Raw genomic sequence first — 19286 nt, forward strand, 5'->3', positions numbered from 1 at the left:
ACCGGATGCGTCTGATCCTCGTCCGCCACGGGGAGACCCCCACCAACGTGGACTACCTGCTGGACACCGCCGTTCCCGGCCCCGGCCTCACCGAACTCGGCGAGCGGCAGGCCGCCGCGCTCCCCAGGGCCCTCGCCGACGAGGACATCGAGGCCCTGTACGCCTCCACCCTCGTCCGCACCCAGCTCACGGCCGCCCCGCTGGCCGCCGCCCGCGGCCTCGACGTACGCGTCCGTGACGGTATCCGCGAGATCTCCGCCGGCGACCTGGAACTCCTCCCCGGCCACTCGGCGGACGGCGAGCGCTACATGCGCACCGCCTTCGCCTGGGCGGCCGGCGACACCCGGCTGCGCATACCCGGCGGCGAGAACGGCACCGAGTTCCTCGCCCGCTACGACGCCGTGGTCGCCGAGGCCGCCGCGAGCGGCGCCGGCACCGTCGCCCTGATCAGCCACGGCGCCGCCATCCGCACCTGGTCCGCCGCCCGTGCCCACAACGTCGACGTCCCCTTCGCCGCCACCCACCGCCTCGCCAACACCGGCACGGTCATCCTGGAAGGCTCCCCGACCGACGGCTGGAAGGCCCTGACCTGGGCAGGCACGACCGTGACCCCCTCCGGCGAGCCCGGCCCGGCAGGCGAACCCCTGGACGGACCCGAGTGACCAGGGGCCGCTGTGGCCGACGGGCCGCGGCGGGCCGAGGCCGGCCGGAGCGCGGCCGTCCGGGCCGGGGGCACGGTCCGATGCGGTCGCTGTGCCGGTGGACGCAGGGTCTGCGGCTCGTCGGCCGTCGGCAGGGCGGGCGGTCCGGCGACCACGGGACCGGCAGGCCCTCCCGGCCGGGGCGGCTCTTCGCGTGCGTGCCCCGACGGCCGCCCGCCGCCGGAGGCATCGGTGACGCTCCCGGGCTGTCGCTGTCCCGCGGCCGACGGCGATCTCGGCCTGCGTGAATATCGGTTTGCCGCGTTCCGGGGGCGGCCCGCAGAATGCCTCCTCATGGGACATCTGGAAGCCGCGCACCTCGAGTACTACCTCCCCGACGGGAGGGCGTTGCTCGGCGACGTGTCCTTCCGGGTGGGCGAGGGGGCCGCCGTGGCCCTCGTCGGGCCCAACGGGGCCGGGAAGACGACCCTGCTGCGGCTGATCTCCGGTGAGCTGAAGCCGCACGGCGGCACCGTCACCGTCAGCGGCGGGCTCGGTGTGATGCGCCAGTTCGTGGGTTCCGTCCGGGACGAGACGACCGTGCGCGACCTCCTCGTCTCCGTCGCCCCGCCCCGCATCCGCGAGGCCGCGCAGGCCGTCGACCGGGCCGAGCACGCGATCATGGCCGTCGACGACGAGGCCGCCCAGCTCCAGTACGCGCAGGCCCTCGCCGACTGGGCCGAGGCGCGCGGGTACGAGGCCGAGACGCTGTGGGACATGTGCACGACGGCCGCGCTGGGAGTGCCGTACGACAAGGCGCAGTTCCGGCTGGTGCGTACGCTGTCCGGCGGTGAGCAGAAGCGGCTCGTCCTCGAGGCGCTGCTGCGCGGCACCGACGAGGTGCTGCTGCTCGACGAGCCCGACAACTACCTGGACGTGCCCGGAAAGCGGTGGCTGGAGGAGCGGCTGAAGGAGACCCGCAAGACGGTCCTCTTCGTCTCCCACGACCGTGAACTCCTCTCCCGCGCCGCCGAGAAGATCGTCTCCGTCGAGCCCGGCCCGGCCGGTGCCGACGCCTGGGTGCACGGCGGGGGCTTCGCCACCTTCCACGAGGCCCGACGGGAACGCTTCGCCCGCTTCGAGGAGTTGCGCAAGCGGTGGGACGAGAAGCACGCCCAGCTGAAGAAGCTGGTGCTGAACCTCCGTCAGGCCGCGTCCGTCAGCCATGAGATGGCCTCCCGCTACCACGCCGCACAGACCCGGCTGCGCAAGTTCGAGGAGGCGGGCCCGCCGCCCGAGCCGCCGCGCGAGCAGGACATCAAGATGCGCCTCAAGGGCGGTCGCACGGGAGTCAGGGCCGTCACCTGCGAGGGACTCGAGCTGACCGGCCTGATGAAGCCCTTCGACCTGGAGGTCTTCTACGGCGAACGCGTCGCCGTCCTCGGCTCCAACGGCTCGGGCAAGTCGCACTTCCTGCGGCTCCTCGCCGGCGAGGACGTGGCGCACACCGGTGCGTGGAAGCTCGGGGCGCGCGTGCTGCCGGGGCACTTCGCCCAGACCCACGCCCACCCGGAGCTCCAGGGCCGCACGCTCCTGGACATCCTGTGGAAGGAACACTCCCAGGACCGGGGCGCGGCCATGTCCCGGCTGCGCCGCTACGAGCTGACCCAGCAGGCCGAGCAGACCTTCGACCGGCTCTCCGGCGGCCAGCAGGCCCGCTTCCAGATCCTGCTGCTGGAACTGGAGGGCGCCACGGCCCTGCTGCTCGACGAGCCGACCGACAACCTCGACCTGGAGTCCGCCGAGGCCCTCCAGGAGGGCCTGGAGGCCTTCGACGGCACGGTCCTCGCGGTCACCCACGACCGCTGGTTCGCCCGCTCCTTCGACCGCTTCCTGGTCTTCGGCAGCGACGGCCGGGTCCGGGAGACCCCGGAACCGGTGTGGGACGAGCGGCGCGTGGAGCGGGACCGGTAGCCGTCCTGGTAGCCGGGTAGCCGGGTAGCCCGGTGGCCGGAAGGGCGGGTCGGGCCCCGGGGGGCTTACTTCCAGCGCAGCAGCGCGCCCAGGCCGCCCACCGGCGCCTCCTCCCCGGCCGCGGGTACGACGAGCACGGGCGCGTCCGTGGCGACCGCCGACCGGATCAGCGCGTCGTCCGCGCGGGCCGGCCACGAGTGCTGCTCGCCGAGCGTCTTCAGCTCCGTACGGCGCACCGCCAGCTGGTCCGGGTCCTCGCCGATCCACACCTCGCGGTGGGTGTCCGGGCCGTCGGCGCGGATCAGCAGTTCGTCGATGCGGTGCTCACGGGCCGCCTCGACCAGCGCGGGCACGCCCTCCACGGCCCCGGCGCGGCCCTCGGCGTCCGGTGCGCGGGCGGCCAGGAAGCGCTCCAGCTCGGTCTCGGCCTGCCGGCGGGCGTGCTCGGCACGGGCCGTCTCCACGTCCTCGTCCAGCAGCCGGCTGCCCGTGCCGTGCGATGCCTCGACCACGCGGTCGTGCAGCCGCTGCGGCAACCGCTCGTGCACGGCCCGCCGCTCCCGGTCGTCACCGACGAGGATCAGCAGGTCGGCGCGTGTCTCCTCCTGGCAGACGGTGAGCGCGTCGGCGATCTCCGCCGCGTTGTGCTCCCAGGTGTTCTCGACCTTCAGCTGGAAGTGCCGCTCGGACCAGTCGACCGTCGACGTGCGGTGGACGGGATACTGCCGACCGGCGACCTTCCCCGCGTCCTCACGGCCCAGCCCCGTGCGCAGCTCGAAGTCCGCGCCCCTGCGGTCGATGTACGCCACCACGCACACCGGGTCCTGGTCGGCCAGCTCCAGCAGCGGGGTGACCCGCGGCAGCGGCGCCCACTCGGCGGTGTCGCCCTGCGGGGGCCGGGCCAGCGGCGGGTCGAGGACCACCTCGCCGCCACGGGCGAACAGGGCCCGCCCGTGCGGCTCCGAGGAGTGGGCCAGTTCCTCGATCGCCCTCTCCACCGCCCGGCAGGTGGCCTCGTCCGCCCCTTGCTCCGCCAGCTCCCGCGCCATGGCGGTGGCCGTGAGGTGCCGCTCGTGGGGGGTGCTCTCCGTGTGCCGGGAGGTGTCGACGTAGACGGAGGCCCAGGGGCCGGAATGTTCGTACAGTGGATGCAGAAAAGCGAGATCCATGGCTCCCTCCCGGATGCCGCGTGGGGTGTGTGCTCCAGGCGGGTACCCGAACCCCATGGACGAACACGAACAGTGGGGTACGACCATGACCGGAGTCGACCCGGACCGGCTGGACGACCAGCAGCTCATGAAGGAGCTGGAGACGATCCACCGCACGCGCCACGACACGCTGCTGTACGGCTCGAACGACGCGCTGCGCGCCCACAACGACCGCATGGCCCAGCTGGAGGGCGAGTACCTGCGGCGCAACCCGCGTCGCTCCGTCGCCCCGGGCCGCACCCGCGAGGGCGCCCGGGACCGTGACGCCGCGGACGCCGGGGGCGGCAAGACCTCGGCCGGCACTCCGGTCGGCAAGTGGGGCCGCGGCACGACGGAGGGCCCCGGCAGGGCCTGAGCCCACCGGGGCCGCTCGAGGGACCTTCCGGAATCGGCCGTACCGGCCGGGAGCGCCCTGGATCAGTGACGCACCGGCGGCCGGTCCCAGTGCCGGTGTGCCGCGATCGCGGCGACGAAGGCCTCCACGAACTCCCTGCTCGCCGAGCCCGGCGAGGTGTCCGTCACCACGCCCCGGTCGGCCACCACCCGGTGGTACTCGGTCGACAGCCGCACGCCCTCCGGCTCCAGCGCCGACACCACCCCCACCCCGGAACCCACCGCCCCGACGGGCTTGCCGTGCCGGTAGGCGTCCCGGACGAAGCGCATGGCGTCCGGGTCGAGCGTGATCGGCGGGGTGCCGGTGGGGCCGCCGGGCAGCAGGACGGCGTCGTACAGGACAGAGGCGACGGTCGGCAGTGCGCGGTCGACTGCATACAGTTCACCGTCGGCCCCCTTCACCGTGCCGTCCGTGGCCGCCAGCGCCTCCACGATCGCCCCCTCGGCGGCCAGCGCCTCCCGCACCGAGGCCACCTGCTCGGCGTCCACACCGTCGGTGACGAGCACCGCGATCTGCCGGGTGCGGATCGACCCGTTCCCGCGCAGCGACTCCAGGCTGAGGGCGGGGGAGGACAGCTTGGACGCCGTCTCCGTGGCCTCCGGCTCCGGCACGCCGATGCCGCGCGCCACCTCGACCGCCAACTCGCCGTCCACCTTGGCCAGGTGCTCCACCGTACGGGCCCGCACCGTCCGCGCGTCGACCTTGCCGAGCTCGAACCGGAACGCCTGCACGATGTGCTGCTTCTCCCAGTCGGACATGCTGTTCCAGAACAGCGCCGGCTGGCTGTAGTGGTCCTGGAAACTCGGGCTGCGTCGGCGGATCTTGGCGCCGTCGACGCGTTCCGTGTAGTGGGTGAACGCCGTGGAGTCGACGCCCGCGTGCGCCGGGCAGCCACCGCCGAGAGAGTTCGGGAAGTAGTTCGTCCCCCGGTGGATCGTGCTCTGGTGGTAGCCGTCGCGCTGGTTGGTGCGCACCGGCGCCACCGGCCGGTTGACGGGCAGCTGCGAGAAGTTGGGGCCGCCCAGCCGGATCAACTGGGTGTCCAGATAGGAGAAGTTGCGGGCCTGCAGCAGCGGGTCGTTGGTGAAGTCGATGCCCGGCACCACGTTCGCCGTGTGGAAGGCGACCTGCTCGGTCTCGGCGAAGAAGTTCTCCGGGTTGCGGTCCAGCACCATCCTGCCGATCGGCCGCACCGGCACCTGCTCCTCCGGGATGATCTTCGTGGCGTCGAGCAGATCGAAGTCGAAGGAGAACTCGTCCTCCTCCGGCACGAGCTGGACGCCCAGCTCCCACTCCGGGTACTCGCCCGCCTCGATCGCGTTCCACAGGTCGCGCCGGTTGAAGTCCGGATCGCGGCCCTGGCACTCCTGCGCCTCGTCCCACACCAGCGAGTGCACGCCCAGTTTCGGCTTCCAGTGGAACTTCACGAACGTGCCGCGGCCCTCGGCGTTCACGAACCGGAACGTGTGCACGCCGAAGCCCTGCATCATCCGGTAGCTGCGCGGGATCGCCCGGTCCGACATCAGCCACATGATCGCGTGCAGCGTCTCGGGCTGCAGCGACACGAAGTCCCACAGGGTGTCGTGCGCGGAGGCGCCGGTCGGGATGTCGTTGTGCGGCTCCGGCTTCACCGCGTGCACGAAGTCGGGGAACTTGATGCCGTCCTGGATGAAGAAGACCGGGAAGTTGTTCCCGACCAGGTCGTAGTTCCCCTCCGACGTGTAGAACTTGGTGGCGAAGCCGCGCACGTCCCGCACGGTGTCCGCCGACCCCTTCGGGCCCTGCACGGTGGAGAACCGCACGAACACCGGCGTGCGCACCGACGGATCCCGCAGGAAGGCAGCCCGGGTGAACTCCGCGCAGGACTCGTACGGTTCGAAGTAGCCGTACGCGCCCGCGCCCCGCGCGTGCACCACCCGCTCGGGGATGCGCTCGTGATCGAAGCGGGTGAGCTTCTCCCGGAAGTGGAAGTCCTCCATCAGCGTCGGACCGCGCTCACCCGCGGCGAGCGAGTCGTCGGTGTGGTCGACCTCCACACCCTGGTCGGTGGTCAACGGCCCCGAGGCCGGGTCCACGGCGCGGAAGGCCTCGCGCTGCTCCTGCTTGCGGTCGGCCGGGGAGCCCATCAGCTCGCCTCCTTCGCGAACACGTCCAGGAACGCCTCGCAGAACGCCTTCAGATCGCCCGGCTTACGGCTGGTCACCAGCTTGTTGGGCCCGTGGTCGCAGACCTTGACCTGCTCGTCGACCCAGGTGCCGCCCGCGTTGCGGATGTCCGTCCGCAGGCTCGGCCACGAGGTCAGCTCGCGGCCCCGTACGACGTCCGCCTCGACGAGCGTCCACGGGGCGTGGCAGATCGCGGCGACCGGGCGGCCCTGCTCGAAGAAGTCCTTGACGAAGGCCACGGCCTTCTCGTCCATCCGCAGGAAGTCGGGGTTGGCGACGCCGCCCGGCAGGACCAGCCCGCCGAAGGACTCGGCCGGCACCTCGCCGACGACGTCGTCCACCATGAACGTGTCGGCCTTGCTGAGGTGGTTGAAGGCCTGGATCTCACCGGACTTCGTCGAGACGAGGACGGGCTCGTGGCCGGCGTCCACCGCAGCCTGCCAGGGATCGGTCAGCTCGACCTGCTCCACGCCCTCGGGTGCCGTCAGAAAAGCGATACGCATGATCGTTCAACGTCCTCTCAGTGGCCGTTCGCCCGCCAGTGGGCCGCGTCGCCCCCGGCACGCTCTTTCTTCCTTGCCTTGGCCGCGCGCCGGCAGCGCAGCAGCTCCTCGCCGTAGGGCAGGAGCACACACGTGCCGATCGCGGCGGCGATGCCCGCGAGGTAGGCGCGCGAGAGCGGGCGGCGGCGCGGGACCAGCCGCCATGCGTCCGGGGCGCCGCGCCCGCCCTTCACCAGGGACTTCACCTGGTCGGCGTGCAGGCACATCAGCGACGCGAGCGCTCCGAACGGCAGCGACTCCAGGAAGCTGTGGATGTGCTGCTCGACCGGCTTGACCTCACGCTCGCTCCTGACGGCCGTCCGCACGTCCCACAGCGCGGTCGCCTCGTGCACCGCGGCACCCGCCAGCTGCACGGACAGCAGCAGCGGGTTCACCTCGTACCGCAGGGTGAGCGCGATCGGGAGGCCGACTTCCGCCATCATCAGCGAGTGGATCAAGGACTCCTTGGTGCCGGCGGTGTCCTCGATCCGGGTGCGCCGGTGCATGGCCCAGTCGGCGATCCCGGGCACGAACCAGCCGGGCAGCAGCCCGTACAGCAGATAGCGGGTCGTCGCCTCGCCGACGTCGACGCTGGTGCCGGTCGCGGCGGCCCGGGTGGCCCGGTCCTGGCCCATCAGCCGCATCAGCCGCCCCTGACCAGCGTCTCGGCCAGCTGCTGCACGGTGGCGTAACGCTCCCGGTGCGGCAGCTGCCGCACCGCCTCCACGAGGGCGTCCGGCGCGTTCTTGCGGCGCAGGGTCCGGGCGAGCTCCTCCGGGCCGGCGGGGAAGGAACTGCGGCCCAGGATCCGGGCCAGCTCCAGCCGTACCGTCGCGAGCGACGCCCGGGCGTTCCCGGGCACCACCGGACCACCCCAGACCTCCGGGTCGTCCTCGGCGGACGGCTCGGGGTCGTGCCACTCCTCGGACCGCGTGGGGTGCCCGGACCTGAGCAGACCCTGCAGTTCGTGCTTCATCTCGTCGTCCCGGTGGACACTCAGCCGGTCACTGCCTCGCTGCATGTCTCCCTCCAGATCTTCGGGGGCCGGCCCACCGCGTACCCGTGGGGCGGGAGCCGACACGGCATACATCCCGCCGATGTCCCGCACCGGCCAGGGGGCTACTTCTTCTCCCGGCCCGGCAGGAACTCCTGCATCTTCGCCTTGAACCCCTGCTTGATGACGGACCCCCGGTCCGCGTCGCCCCTGAGGATCGACGCGGCCGTCGCCTCCATCTGCTCCCAGGTCGCGTGCGGCGGGATCGGCGGTACCGCCGGGTCGGTGAGGAACTCCACCACCGCGGGCCCGTCCGCCTCCAGCGCCGTACGCCAGCCCGCCTCGACGTCCTCCGGCTTCTCCACGCGTACCCCGGTCAGCCCCAGGGAGCGGGCGAACGCCGCGTACTGCACGTCCGGCAGCTGCTGCGAGGGCAGGAAGGACGGGGCGCCCTCCATGGCCCGCATCTCCCACGTCACCTGGTTGAGGTCGTGGTTGTTCCACACGGCGACGACCAGCCTCGGATCCGGCCAGCGGTCCTTGTACTTCGCCGCCGTGATCAGCTCCGCGAGGCCGTTCATCTGCATCGCCCCGTCCCCGACCAGCGCGATCACCGGCCGGTCCGGGTGGGCGAACTTCGCGCCGATCGCGTACGGCACCCCGCAGCCCATCGTCGCCAGCGTGCCGGACAGCGAGCCGCGCATCCCGGGCTTCAGCGTCAGATGGCGCGCGTACCAGTTGGCCACCGACCCCGAGTCGGAGGTGAGGATCACGTCGGCCGGCAGCAGCGGGTCCAGGGCCCGGGCCACGTACTCCGGGTTGATCGGGTCGGCGGACAGCTCCGCCCGCCGCTCCATCACCTCCCGCCAGTGCCGTACGTTGTCGCACACCGTCTCGAACCACTCGCGGCCGCGTGTCTCCTCCGACGTCAGCATCGGGATCAGCCGCCGCAGCGTCTCCTTCGCGTCGCCGACGAGATTCACCTCGAACGGGTAGCGCATCCCGACCATGTGCGGATCGATGTCGATCTGCACACCCCGCGCCTTGCCGAACTCCGGCAGGAACTGCGTGTACGGAAAGGAGGAACCGATCGTCAGCAGGGTGTCGCAGTCCCGCATCAGCTCGTACGACGGACGGGTGCCCAGCAGGCCGATCGAGCCGGTGACGTAGGGGAGTTCGTCGCTGAGGACATCCTTGCCGAGCAGTGCCTTGGCCACGCCCGCGCCGAGCAGCTCGGCGATCCGCTCCACCTCCGCGCGCGCCCCGGCCGCACCCTGGCCGACCAGGATCGCCACCTTGTCACCCGAGTCGAGGATCTCCGCGGCCCGCCGCAGCGACTCCTCGGACGGGACGGTCGTCCACGCGCTCTGGTCGAGGCTGGAGGGCACCATCTTGAACTCGTGCGTCGGCGGCGAGTAGTCCAGCTCCTGCACGTCCCCGGGGATGATGATCGCGGTGGGGCAGCGGCGGGCGTACGCGGTGCGGATCGCCCGGTCGAGGACGTTCGGCAGCTGCTCGGGGACCGTCACCGTCTCCACGAACTCCGAGGCGACGTCCTTGAACAGCGTGTGCAGGTCCACCTCCTGCTGGTAGGAGCCGCCCATCGCGGTGCGGTGCGTCTGGCCGACGATCGCCAGCACCGGCACATGGTCCAGCTTGGCGTCGTACAGGCCGTTCAGGAGGTGGATCGCACCCGGTCCGGACGTCGCCGCGCACACCCCGAGACGGCCGCTGAACTTGGCGTAGCCGACCGCCTGGAACGCCGACATCTCCTCGTGCCGGGACTGCACGAACCGCGGCTGGTCGTCGGCCCGCCCCCACGCGGCGAGCAGGCCGTTGATGCCGTCGCCGGGATAGCCGAAGACCTGCTCGACATCCCATTCGCGCAGCCGCTGCAGTACATGGTCGGAGACCTTGGTGCTCATGGAAGGGACCTCCCCGGACGTCGGGAGAACGAAGGAATGGGGACGCGTGTCGTGACCCCTGCCGAGTCACCCCGGGGGCGGCCGGAAAACCTGGGCCGGTGTTTGCGGGCAGGGGCCGGGGGCAGGCGCAGTCACAGTGCTTCGGACCGGAGGCACGTCCGTGGGACACCGCATGCCGCGGCCCCGGCAGGTCCGTCCGGCTGCTGCCGCGCGCTCCCACGTTGACCGGCCAACACAGAGCACTTCCAAGGGAGTTGCTACGCACCATGCGAAACCGAGCGACCGCGAAGCACCACCCGCACGACGACGCGCCCGACACCGCCGAGGACTTCCGCAGGCTCGCCGCACTGCCGCCGGGCCCTCAGCGCGACGCGCTCCGCGCACAGATCGTCGAGGCCTGGCTGCCCATGGCCGACCGCCTCGCCGGCCGCTTCCGCAGCCGCGGCGAGAGCTTCGAGGACCTCCGTCAGGTCGCGGCCCTCGGCCTGGTCAAGGCCGTCGACCGCTACGACCCCGAGCGCGGCAACGCGTTCGAGAGCTACGCCGTCCCGACCGTCACCGGGGAGATCAAGCGGCACTTCCGTGACCACATGTGGACCCTGCATGTGCCGCGCCGGGTGCAGGACCTGCGCAACCGGGTGCGGTTCGCCTGCCAGGACCTGTCCCAGACCGTCTCCGGGCGCCGCCCGACCGTCACCGAGATCGCCGAGCACGCGCAGCTGAGCGAGGCCGAGGTGCGGGAAGGGCTGGAGGCGCTGGAGAGTTTCACCGCGCTGTCCCTGGACGCGGAGATGCCGGGGAGCGAGGACGGGTACTCGTTGAGCGACGCGCTGGGGGTGGTCGACCCCGCGCTCGACACGGTGGTCGACCGGGAGGCCGTGAAGCCGCGGCTCGCCGCGCTGCCCGAGCGGGAGCGGGCGATTCTCTACATGCGGTTCTTCGGGGACATGACGCAGAGTCGGATCGCCGAGCAGTTGGGGATTTCGCAGATGCATGTGTCCCGGCTGATCAATCGGTGCTGCGACCGGCTGCGGGAACAGGTGTTGAAGGACGCGGCGTAGGGCGGCTACGGCTGCGGTTGAGAGCGCTTTCCCCCGGCCCTCCCGAGAAGTCACCCGGTTGGGGGCTTCCGTCCCGCCAATGGACCGCGGTCGCGCGCGGTACCGGCCGACGCGGGCTGTCATGGCTGTGGGGCACGGACAGCGTGCCCCGCAGTCGTCGGCCGAAGGAGCCGTTCCATGTGCCGCACCGTCCGTGTCCTGTCCGTCGCCGCTCTGGTCGGTGCCGTGCTGGCCGGTGCCGCCCCGGCCGCGTCCGCGGACCCGACGGCGGAGGTCGGGCCGGCCACCGCCGCCCCGGGCGGCAGCGTCACCGTCTCCGTCTCCTGCGACCCTCTCGGCGGCCCCGCCCCCAAGACCATGCAGGCCACCTCGCAGGCCTTCGCCGGAGGGACCGTCCAGTTGAGTCTGGAGCCCGGCAACGACGAGCTGTCGGGACCCGCCTACCGGGGCACCGCCAGTGTCGTCCCCGCCGGTGACCTCGCCGGGCGGGAGCCGGCGGCCGGTACGGGCGCTGTCGGGGAACCCGACGTGCCGGAGCCGACGGCCGGTACGGGCGCCGCCGGGGAGGTAGCCGGGGACACCGCCGGTGACCTCGACGCGCCGGAGAAAACGGCTGGTACGGGCGCCGCTGGGGAACCCGACGTGTCGGAGGGAAAGGCCGGTACGGACCCTGCCGGGGAACCCGACGCGCTGGAGGGAACGGCCGGTACGGACCCCGCTGGGGAACCCGACGGGCCGGAGGCAGCGGCCGGTACGGGCGCCGCGGGGGAGGTAGCCGAGGACGCCGCCAGTGACCTGGGCGCGCCCGAGGCGGCGGCCGGTACGGACTCCCCCTGGACCGTCGAGGGGACCTGCCCGGCGCCGCCCGGCGGGCAGGCCACGCCGTGGAGCGCGGCCTTCGACGTCGCCCGGGGCGACGCTCCGACGTGCACCCCGTCCCACGGCGAGAGCTGCGACGGCGGCAAGACGTGCACGGAGGGCCACGAGGAGTCCTGTGCCTCGGACAAGCAGTGCACGGAGGGCCACGAGGAGTCCTGTGCCTCGGACAAGCAGTGCACGGAGGGCCACGAGGAGTCCTGTGCCTCGGACAAGCAGTGCACCGAGGGCCACGAGGAGTCGTGCGCCGCGGCCAAGCCGTGCCCCCGTGGTCACGACGACCCCTCCTGCATCACCGCCCCCGTCCAGCACGGCGTCCAGGCCGGTGCCGGTGGGGCCTTCACCGACTCGGTGCCCGCCCTCGTCGCCGGCGGACTGCTGATCGCCGGCGCGTTCGCCGCCGCCGCGCACCGGTTGCGCCGGGACGGCGTGGCGAGGGACGTCTGACCCCGCCCGCGCGCCGGTCCGCCCCGCGCTGTGACCGGCGCAACCCCGGCGCGCGGCCATGGGAGGAGGGCACGCGGGGTACTCAGAGCCCGAGAGCACACCCGGCCCGTACGAGACGTCACGCACCATCCGGCACGCGGGGGAGCAGGCAGCCCCGGCGTCGCCGGGCGGGGCACCCACCGGCCGGCGACAGCACAGGGCACCAGGGACGGACTGCGCGGAGGACCCCATGCGGCGGACGGAACCGGAAGGGCACGGGCCCGTCCGCTACGGGCCGCCGCTCCCCGCGGACGGACTGCCCGTCCTGCCCGGCCTCGCGTCGGTCCTCGCCGCGGCCGCCACCCGTGGCGACAGCGAACCCGTCGGCGGCGGGCGTGCCCTGCTGCACGCCGCCTGCGGCTACTGGGAGCGGCGCGGCACGCCGGCCGGGCCGGAGCGGATCGTGGCCGGCCCCGGTGCCCCCGCCCTGCTGCTCGCGCTGACCGCCGCCCTCGGCGGTGACGTGCTGGTGCCGAGGCCCTGCGCGGCCTGGTGGGCGCCGTACGCACGCCTGCTGGGAAGACCCGTCTTCCATGTGGCGACGCCCGCCGAGTGCGGCGGCGTCCCGGACCCGTACGCCCTGCTGGAGACCGTGCGCCGGGTCCGCGCCGAGGGCGGTGCCCCGCGGCTGCTGGTGCTGTCCGTCGCCGACGACCCCACCGCCACCGTCGCCCCGCCGGAGGTGCTGCACGAGGCTGTCGAGGCCGCCGCCGGGGAGGGCCTGCACCTGGTCAGTGACGAGACCTGGCGCGACACCCTGCACGACCCGCACGACACCGTGCTGGTCAGCCCCGCCGAGATGCTCCCCGACCACGTGACGGTCGTCAGCGACCTCGCGGGCGCCCTGCTGCCGACGGGTTGGCCGGCCGCCGTCGCGCGCCTCCCCGCCGGAGCCGAGGGGGACGGCCTCCACGCGCGCGTGCTCGACGTCCTCACCGCCCTCGACGCCCGCGTCGCCGCACCGGTCGCCGCGGCCGCCGCCCACGCCCTGACCGAGCCCGAGCACGTCACCACGCGCGTGCGTGCCGTCGTACGCCTGCACGCGCGCGTGGCCGCCGCCGCGCACGCCGCCGTCGAGGCCGGGGGAGCCCTCGCCCTGCCCCCGCAGGCGGGCCGGCACCTCTACGTCGACCTCGGCCCGCTGCGCGAGGCGCTGTCCGCGCAGGACGTCGGCGACGCGCAGGACCTGGAGGACCTCCTCACCGCCCGGCTCGGCATGCCCGCGCCGGGCGGCCACCGCTTCGGCGACGACCTCGGCGCGCTGCGCGTGCGGCTGTCCACCGGCGCGCTGCTGGGCGGCACGGACACCCAGCGCACGGAATGTCTCACATCACCCACCCCGTTGGAACTGCCACACGTGCAACGCGCGTTGATCCGTCTGAGGTCGGTCTTCGACGATCTCCGTGACGACGCTCAGCGATGGGAGCCTCCTCGATGACGCAGCAGTCCGAGTCGACCACCACCACCGCCGGTGCGCCCCTACGGGAGGCGGACGCTCCGGCGGCCGTGTCCCCCCTGTCGTCCCCCGTCCCGCCGCTCGCCGAGCCTCGCCCGCTGGGGGAGCGGCGCGTGTGGCCCCGTACCTTCCACGACCGGTTGACGGCCCCGCTGCCCGGCCTCAAGTCCGTCGCCCGCTTCGCCCGCGAGGGCTCCGTACGGCCCGGCAAGGAGGGCCTCGCCGACATCCCGCGCGTGCCCGTCGCATCGGGCCCGCTGCCCCGCGTCGACGCCCGCACCGTCGCCGTCACCTGGGCGGGACACGCCAGTTGGGTGCTGCGCGTCGGCGGCCTGACCGTCCTCACCGACCCGGTCTGGTCCCGCCGTATCCTCGGCACCCCGGCCCGCATCACCCCCGTCGGCGTCCCCTGGGACGCGCTGCCGACCGTCGACGCGGTCGTCATCAGCCACAACCACTACGACCATCTGGACGCGCCCACCCTGCGCCGACTCCCGCGCGACACGCCCGTGTTCGTGCCGGCCGGGCTCGGCCGCTGGTTCCAGCGCCGCCGCTTCACCCGGGTCACCGAGCTGGACTGGTGGGAGGCGGCCGAACTGTCCGGCGTCCGCTTCGACTTCGTCCCCGCCCACCACTGGTCCAAGCGCACCCTGACCGACACCTGCCGCTCCCTGTGGGGCGGTTGGGTCCTCACCGCCCCGGACGGACAGCGCGTGTACTTCGCGGGCGACACCGGCTACGGCCACTGGTTCTCCCGCATCGGACAGCGCCACCCGGGCATCGACCTCGCCCTCCTCCCCATCGGCGCCTACGACCCGCGCTGGTGGCTCAGGGACGTGCACTGCGACCCGGAGGAGGCCGTGCGGGCGGCGCAGGATCTGGGCGCTCGCCGGATGGCGCCCATGCACTGGGGGACGTTCGTCCTCTCCGCCGAGCCCGTTCTCGAACCGCTCACCCGCGTGCGGGCCGCCTGGGAGAAGGCGGGACGGGCCCGAGAGGACCTGTGGGACCTGCCGGTGGGAGGCTCACGGATCCTCGACTAGCCAACGCCGACCTGCGCACGCGGACCAGGTGGTCCGGATGTTCCGTCCGCCGACCGGGCAGTCGGGGCCTCCCGCCCAGGGGTCACGCGGTTCGGGTCCTCCTTCCGTCGACCCGCCGGTCCGGGCCTCGAGCCCAGGGGTCACGCGGTCCGGATGTTCCGTCCGCCGGCCGGGCAGTCGGGGCCTCCCGCCCAGGGGCCACGCGGTTCGGGTCCTCCTTCCGCCGACCCGCCGGTCCGGGCCTCCCGCCCACCGGTCAGGCACCCGCTAGGCGGCCCGGGTCCCCCGAAGCCGGCGCCACACGCTCGGGGCCGCGCTGATCAGCACGGTCAGTGCGACCGCGGCGACCACGCCCTCCCACGGCTCGGGGAACAGCGAGCCGCCGAGGATCCCGATCAGCTGGTAGGTCACGGCCCAGGCCAGACAGGCCGGCAGGTTGCCCCGGACGAAGCGGCGCAGTGGCCACTTCGCCATGAGGCAGGCCAGCATCACCGGGATGCGGCCCGCCGGCACCAGCCGGGACACCACCAGCACCGTCGTACCGTGGCCGGCGAGCTTCTCCTGCGCCTGTGCGAGCCGCTCCTCCGGCGCCCGGGAGCGGATCGCCTCCAGCCAGCGCGAGCCGTTCTTCGACTTCATCCCTCGCCGGCCCAGCCAGTACAGCGCCACGTCCCCGAGGAACGCCGCCAGCGACGCCGTCACGAACACCAGCGCCAGCGAGAACGGCGCCGTCTGGTGGAAGGCGACCACCGCCGCCGAACTCACCAGCGCCCCGGTCGGCACGATCGGCACCAGCGCCCCGATCAGCACCAGCAGGAACAGCGACGGATAGCCGATCGCCTGCTGGGTGGACTCCGTCGGCACGACCGTCGTGACCGCGGTGGACAGTGGCGTCACCGCGCGACCTCCAGGCGCACGCTCTCCCCGTGCCCGAGCCGGTGCACCGCCACCCCGGGCGCCCGCTCGGCGGCGAGGCGCACGAACTCGTCGCCCGGCGCGTGGAATTCATGGGGGCGCACGGCGTCCATCCCGATCGGCCAGTACGTGCCGTAGTGCACCGGCACCGCGCTGCGCGGCGCGAGCCGGGCGAGCGCCTCCGCCGCACGCCCCGCGTCCAGGTGCCCCTCCCCGAGGTACGGCCCCCAGCCGCCCACCGGCAGCAGCGCCACGTCGACCGGCCCGACCTCCTCGGCCATCGCCTCGAACAGGCCCGTGTCCCCGGCGAAGTAGGTCCGCGCCTCGCCCTCGACGACGTACCCCAGCGCGGGGGAGCGGTGCGGGCCGAGCGGCAGCCGCCGCCCGTCGTGCCACGCGGGCACGGCCCGTATGCGCAGGCCGGCCACGGACACCTCGTCACCGGGTGCCATCTCGATCGGCCGCAGGTGCGCCAGGCGCCGCAGGCCCGGGACGGCGCGCGGCGCGCCCCGGGGCACCAGGAGGCGCGTGCCCGGCGCGAGGCGCGCCAGTGAGGGCACATGGAGATGGTCGGCGTGCAGGTGCGAGACGAGCGCCACGTCCGCGCGCCAGGCGCCGGGCGGGGGCAGCGCACCGCGCCGTCGCCGCAGATGCGCGAGCCTGCGGGCGAACAGGGGATCGGTGAGCACACGGGTGTCCGAATCCTCGACCGTGCAGGTGGCGTGACCCCACCAGGTGATCTCCACCGGCACCTCTTTGCCTCCTTCGCGCGACTCCCCGAAGCCTACGGGCAGGAGTAGGGTCGGCGGCGAAACGCGGAGGTGAGGGGGGACTCCATGGGACCGGTGCGGGTCACGGCGATCGCGAGTCTGACGCCGCTCGAGGAGCTGGACGCCGATCCCTTTCTGGTGGACTCCCGCAGCCAGCACGCGATGTGCGCGCGGTGGGCCGCGGAACGGGGCTATGTCGTCAGCCGGGAGCTGCTGGTGCGCGGGCTGCGCGCCGACCACGGCGTGCTGTGGGACGGCGTCCGCCCCGGAGTCGACCTGTTCGTCGCGCCCAGCCGGCGCGTCCTGGAGAGCGCGCTGTCGTCCGTCGAGGAGTTCGCCGCGGAGTGCGCCCGGCGCGGGGTGCGGGTGGAGACGGTCGGCTGCGCCGAACCCGCCTACGACGCGCAGATGAAGGCCCGGGTGCACCGCCGGCTGTCGATGCCGACGGCCGGGTACGACGGCAGATGACCCCCGACGGCGTCGGCCGGTTCCCGGCGTCGGCCGGCTCCCGGCGGCGGACGGCCTCCGACGGGACGGCAGCAGTATCCGACGCGGCAACGGACGACCCCGACGCGACGGCGGATGCCCCCGACACGGCGGCGCATGACCTCAGGGTCGGACCGGGGATGACCCCGAGGTGACCGTAAGTGCGGTGTGACAGGGTGGAGGGCGGCCCCCCAGGCGTCGGGGCCGGATCGTGAGGTGTACGGGGAGTGCGTGCAGGGCGTTGGCGGCGGGCCGTCAGTCAGGCCGGGCGGAGCGTCGCGGTGTGGGCCGTGTCCACGCTCACGATGCTCGTGCTCGCGGGGATCCTGCCGGACTTCCGGCTCCAGTCGCCCAGCGGCGACAGCGCCACCACCATCGGCATCACCGCGGCCGTCGGCGCCGGCGTCTTCGGTGTGCTGTCGGCCCTGGTCTGGCCGCTCCTCGTCCGTCTGCTGCTGCTCGTACCGGCGCTCGTCCTGGGCCTGCTGGTGTTCTTCCTCAACGGCTCGCTCCTCCTGCTCGCCCTGCGGCTGAACCCCTCCGGCGAGAGCGAGGCGGCCCCCGAGACCGCCGTCATCGTCGCCGCCGTGATGTCCGCCGTCGCCTCCGCGACGGGCGGTGCCCTCGCCGTGCGCGACGACGACGCCTACCGGCGCCGCCTGTACCGCCTCTCCGACCGCCGCCGCAGAGGCGGACCGGCCTGCCCGCCCACTCCCGGCACCGTCTTCGTCCAGCTCGACGGAGTCGGCCACGACGTCCTCGGCACGGCCGTCGGCAAGGGCCTCATGCCGACGATCGCCCGCTGGCTCGGCGAGGGCCCGGACGCGGACCTGGACCAGGGCCCGGACCCCGGCCCGCAGCACTCCCGCCCCACCCACCGCCTCACCCCGTGGAGCACCGACTGGTCCAGCCAGACCGGCGCCAGCCAGCTCGGCATCCTGCACGGCAGCAACCACGACGTCCCCGCCTTCCGCTGGTACGAGAAGGACAGCCGGGAGGTGATGGTCTGCAACCGTCCCACCAGCGCCGCAGAACTCCAGCGCCGCGCCGTCGAGCGCACCGGGGACGGCGGACTGCTCTCCGCCGACGGCGCCAGCCGCGGCAACCTCTTCGGCGGCGGCGCCGACGAACAGGCCCTCGTCCTGTCCATAGCCACCCGGCGACGCGACCGCGCCACCCGCTCCCGGGCCGGCTACTTCGCGTACTTCTCCGACCCGGCCAACGCCGTCCGCACCGCCCTGTCGTTCGTCGCGGAGGCCGCCCGCGAGATCGGCCAGTCCACCCGCGCCCGGCTGCGCAAGGAGCGTCCGCGCGTCGCCCGCGGCGGTCTCTACCCCTTCGTCCGCGCCTTCGCCACCGTCGTCGAACGGGACGTCGTCGTCGCCGCCGTGATGGGCGACATGCTCGCCGGCCGCACCTCCGTCTACGCCGACCTGGTCGCCTACGACGAGGTCGCCCACCACTCCGGCCCGCTCAGCCGTGACGCCGAGCAGGTCCTCGCCCGTCTCGACCGGGCGCTCGCGCTCATCGAGAACGTCGCCGAACACGCTCCCCGGCCGTACCGGATCGTCGTCCTGTCCGACCACGGCCAGAGCCCCGGCGAGACCTTCCGCGCCCGCTACGGGCTCACCCTCGGTGACCTGGTGCGGGCCGGCTGCGGGCTGCCGGTGCCGCGCCGGGCCGAGCGCACCCACAGCGGCGCCGAGGCCCGGGCGGCCGTCCGGGCGGCGCTGCGCCGGCCCGTCGAGGAGGGCGACGAGCGGTACCGCCCGTCCCGCGACTCCGAGCCGATCGTGCTGGCCTCGGGCAATCTCGGCCTGGTCTCCTTCCCGGACGTGCCGCACCGGATGAGCAAGGAGGAGATCGACGCCCGGCACCCCGCCCTGCTGTCCACCCTCGCCAACCACCCCGGCATCGGCTTCCTCCTCGTGCGCAGCGAGGAGCACGGCGGGGTCGTGCTCGGCGCGTACGGCGCGGAGATCCCCGTGGACCGGCTCGACGAGGAACCGGGCCCGCTCACCGGGTTCGGCCCCGGAGCCGCCGAGGCCGTCCGCCGCACCCACTCCTTCCCGCACACCGCCGACATCATGGTCAACTCCTTCCACGACCCCGCCGACGGCGAGGTCCTCGCCTTCGAGGAACAGATCGGCTCCCACGGCGGCCTCGGCGGCGCCCAGGGCGCGCCGTTCCTGCTGTCCCCGCTCGCCCTGTCCGCGCCCGTCGAGGACGGCGAGGACCTGATCGGCGCCGAGCACGTCCACCGCGTCCTGCGCCGCTGGCTGCGCGAGTCGGAGGGGGCCCAGGTGCCGCTGGAGACGGCGCAGGAGGAGCGGGCCGCCTGAAAATCGGC

The 19286-nt window shown here is 73.6% G+C and carries 17 protein-coding genes; 9 read left to right on the forward strand and 8 right to left on the reverse strand.

The genetic code is table 11. From position 1 onward, the window contains the following. Positions 1-5: 5 nt before the first annotated feature. Complete coding sequence (locus IE263_RS04345) at positions 6-662, forward strand: histidine phosphatase family protein (RefSeq protein ID WP_189932350.1); 657 nt, start codon at positions 6-8, stop codon at positions 660-662. A gap of 333 nt (positions 663-995) precedes the next feature. Next, a complete protein-coding gene (locus IE263_RS04350; protein WP_189932352.1) occupies positions 996-2615 on the forward strand; it encodes an ABC-F family ATP-binding cassette domain-containing protein in 1620 nt (539 codons plus the stop codon). Between the two features lie 65 nt (positions 2616-2680). On the opposite strand, the gene IE263_RS04355 is transcribed toward IE263_RS04350, so the two are convergent. Continuing rightward, positions 2681-3784 carry a baeRF2 domain-containing protein gene (locus tag IE263_RS04355; protein WP_189932354.1) on the reverse strand — a complete coding sequence of 368 codons (1104 nt, stop codon included), beginning with the start codon at positions 3782-3784 and terminating at the stop codon, positions 2681-2683. Positions 3785-3839: 55 nt separating this feature from the next. Between IE263_RS04355 and IE263_RS04360 the strand changes: the two genes are divergently transcribed. After that, positions 3840-4178 (forward strand): DUF6158 family protein, encoded by a 339-nt coding sequence (locus tag IE263_RS04360; RefSeq protein ID WP_189932356.1) that lies wholly within the window; start codon positions 3840-3842, stop codon positions 4176-4178. Between the two features lie 62 nt (positions 4179-4240). Here the strand turns inward: IE263_RS04360 and IE263_RS04365 are convergent, their stop codons facing one another. The 5 genes from IE263_RS04365 to IE263_RS04385 form a co-directional block, all read right to left on the reverse strand. Continuing rightward, positions 4241-6343 (reverse strand): catalase, encoded by a 2103-nt coding sequence (locus IE263_RS04365; RefSeq protein WP_189932358.1) that lies wholly within the window; start codon positions 6341-6343, stop codon positions 4241-4243. Further along, positions 6343-6885, reverse strand: coding sequence for a type 1 glutamine amidotransferase domain-containing protein (locus tag IE263_RS04370; RefSeq protein ID WP_189932360.1), 543 nt, complete (start codon positions 6883-6885; stop codon positions 6343-6345). The genes IE263_RS04365 and IE263_RS04370 overlap by 1 nt, the downstream gene beginning before the upstream one ends. Positions 6886-6902: 17 nt before the next feature. Further along, positions 6903-7559, reverse strand: coding sequence for a diguanylate cyclase (locus tag IE263_RS04375; protein ID WP_189933154.1), 657 nt, complete (start codon positions 7557-7559; stop codon positions 6903-6905). An 8-nt stretch (positions 7560-7567) separates the two neighbouring features. Next, positions 7568-7945: a DUF2795 domain-containing protein gene (locus tag IE263_RS04380; RefSeq protein ID WP_189932377.1), complete on the reverse strand. Its 378-nt coding sequence runs from the start codon at positions 7943-7945 to the stop codon at positions 7568-7570. A gap of 98 nt (positions 7946-8043) precedes the next feature. Further along, on the reverse strand, positions 8044-9843 hold the full coding sequence (locus IE263_RS04385; protein ID WP_189932379.1) for a thiamine pyrophosphate-requiring protein: 1800 nt from the start codon (positions 9841-9843) through the stop codon (positions 8044-8046). 266 nt (positions 9844-10109) lie between these two features. On the opposite strand from IE263_RS04385, the gene IE263_RS04390 reads away from it, so the two are divergent. The 4 genes from IE263_RS04390 (at position 10110) to IE263_RS04405 (ending at position 14765) form a co-directional block, all read left to right on the forward strand. Next, complete coding sequence (locus tag IE263_RS04390; RefSeq protein WP_189932381.1) at positions 10110-10904, forward strand: RNA polymerase sigma factor SigF; 795 nt, start codon at positions 10110-10112, stop codon at positions 10902-10904. Positions 10905-11081: 177 nt separating this feature from the next. Continuing rightward, a complete protein-coding gene (locus IE263_RS04395) occupies positions 11082-12227 on the forward strand; it encodes a hypothetical protein (protein ID WP_189933234.1) in 1146 nt (381 codons plus the stop codon). A gap of 229 nt (positions 12228-12456) precedes the next feature. Continuing rightward, positions 12457-13704, forward strand: a complete 1248-nt coding sequence (locus IE263_RS04400) for an aminotransferase class I/II-fold pyridoxal phosphate-dependent enzyme (RefSeq protein ID WP_189932383.1) — start codon at positions 12457-12459, stop codon at positions 13702-13704. Beyond that, positions 13701-14765 carry an MBL fold metallo-hydrolase gene (locus tag IE263_RS04405; RefSeq protein WP_189932385.1) on the forward strand — a complete coding sequence of 355 codons (1065 nt, stop codon included), beginning with the start codon at positions 13701-13703 and terminating at the stop codon, positions 14763-14765. Before IE263_RS04400 ends, IE263_RS04405 begins: the two co-directional genes overlap by 4 nt. A gap of 267 nt (positions 14766-15032) precedes the next feature. Here the strand turns inward: IE263_RS04405 and IE263_RS04410 are convergent, their stop codons facing one another. Together IE263_RS04410 and IE263_RS04415 are read right to left on the reverse strand one after the other, a co-directional pair. Next, positions 15033-15662: a DedA family protein gene (locus tag IE263_RS04410; protein ID WP_189932387.1), complete on the reverse strand. Its 630-nt coding sequence runs from the start codon at positions 15660-15662 to the stop codon at positions 15033-15035. Next, a complete protein-coding gene (locus tag IE263_RS04415; protein ID WP_189932389.1) occupies positions 15659-16432 on the reverse strand; it encodes an MBL fold metallo-hydrolase in 774 nt (257 codons plus the stop codon). The genes IE263_RS04410 and IE263_RS04415 overlap by 4 nt, the downstream gene beginning before the upstream one ends. 84 nt (positions 16433-16516) lie before the next feature. Here IE263_RS04415 and IE263_RS04420 point away from each other — a divergent pair, with 84 nt between their 5' ends. Both IE263_RS04420 and IE263_RS04425 read left to right on the forward strand, forming a co-directional pair. Then, positions 16517-16918: a hypothetical protein gene (locus IE263_RS04420; protein WP_189932392.1), complete on the forward strand. Its 402-nt coding sequence runs from the start codon at positions 16517-16519 to the stop codon at positions 16916-16918. A gap of 245 nt (positions 16919-17163) precedes the next feature. Next, positions 17164-19278, forward strand: a complete 2115-nt coding sequence (locus tag IE263_RS04425) for a phage holin family protein (RefSeq protein ID WP_189932394.1) — start codon at positions 17164-17166, stop codon at positions 19276-19278. The last annotated feature ends 8 nt before the right edge of the window (positions 19279-19286 follow it).

The sequence above is a fragment of the Streptomyces aurantiogriseus genome (genome assembly GCF_014649375.1).
Lineage (GTDB): Bacteria > Actinomycetota > Actinomycetes > Streptomycetales > Streptomycetaceae > Streptomyces > Streptomyces aurantiogriseus.

What these genes read in the sequence shown, in the direction of transcription:
- IE263_RS04345 (WP_189932350.1), top strand. Translation starts at nt 6, where the DNA reads ATGCGTCTGATCCTCGTCCGCCACGGGGAGACCCCCACCAACGTGGAC.
- IE263_RS04350 (WP_189932352.1), top strand. Translation starts at nt 996, where the DNA reads ATGGGACATCTGGAAGCCGCGCACCTCGAGTACTACCTCCCCGACGGG.
- IE263_RS04355 (WP_189932354.1), bottom strand. Translation starts at nt 3,784, where the DNA reads ATGGATCTCGCTTTTCTGCATCCACTGTACGAACATTCCGGCCCCTGG.
- IE263_RS04360 (WP_189932356.1), top strand. Translation starts at nt 3,840, where the DNA reads ATGGACGAACACGAACAGTGGGGTACGACCATGACCGGAGTCGACCCG.
- IE263_RS04365 (WP_189932358.1), bottom strand. Translation starts at nt 6,343, where the DNA reads ATGGGCTCCCCGGCCGACCGCAAGCAGGAGCAGCGCGAGGCCTTCCGC.
- IE263_RS04370 (WP_189932360.1), bottom strand. Translation starts at nt 6,885, where the DNA reads ATGCGTATCGCTTTTCTGACGGCACCCGAGGGCGTGGAGCAGGTCGAG.
- IE263_RS04375 (WP_189933154.1), bottom strand. Translation starts at nt 7,559, where the DNA reads ATGGGCCAGGACCGGGCCACCCGGGCCGCCGCGACCGGCACCAGCGTC.
- IE263_RS04380 (WP_189932377.1), bottom strand. Translation starts at nt 7,945, where the DNA reads ATGCAGCGAGGCAGTGACCGGCTGAGTGTCCACCGGGACGACGAGATG.
- IE263_RS04385 (WP_189932379.1), bottom strand. Translation starts at nt 9,843, where the DNA reads ATGAGCACCAAGGTCTCCGACCATGTACTGCAGCGGCTGCGCGAATGG.
- IE263_RS04390 (WP_189932381.1), top strand. Translation starts at nt 10,110, where the DNA reads ATGCGAAACCGAGCGACCGCGAAGCACCACCCGCACGACGACGCGCCC.
- IE263_RS04395 (WP_189933234.1), top strand. Translation starts at nt 11,082, where the DNA reads ATGTGCCGCACCGTCCGTGTCCTGTCCGTCGCCGCTCTGGTCGGTGCC.
- IE263_RS04400 (WP_189932383.1), top strand. Translation starts at nt 12,457, where the DNA reads ATGCGGCGGACGGAACCGGAAGGGCACGGGCCCGTCCGCTACGGGCCG.
- IE263_RS04405 (WP_189932385.1), top strand. Translation starts at nt 13,701, where the DNA reads ATGACGCAGCAGTCCGAGTCGACCACCACCACCGCCGGTGCGCCCCTA.
- IE263_RS04420 (WP_189932392.1), top strand. Translation starts at nt 16,517, where the DNA reads ATGGGACCGGTGCGGGTCACGGCGATCGCGAGTCTGACGCCGCTCGAG.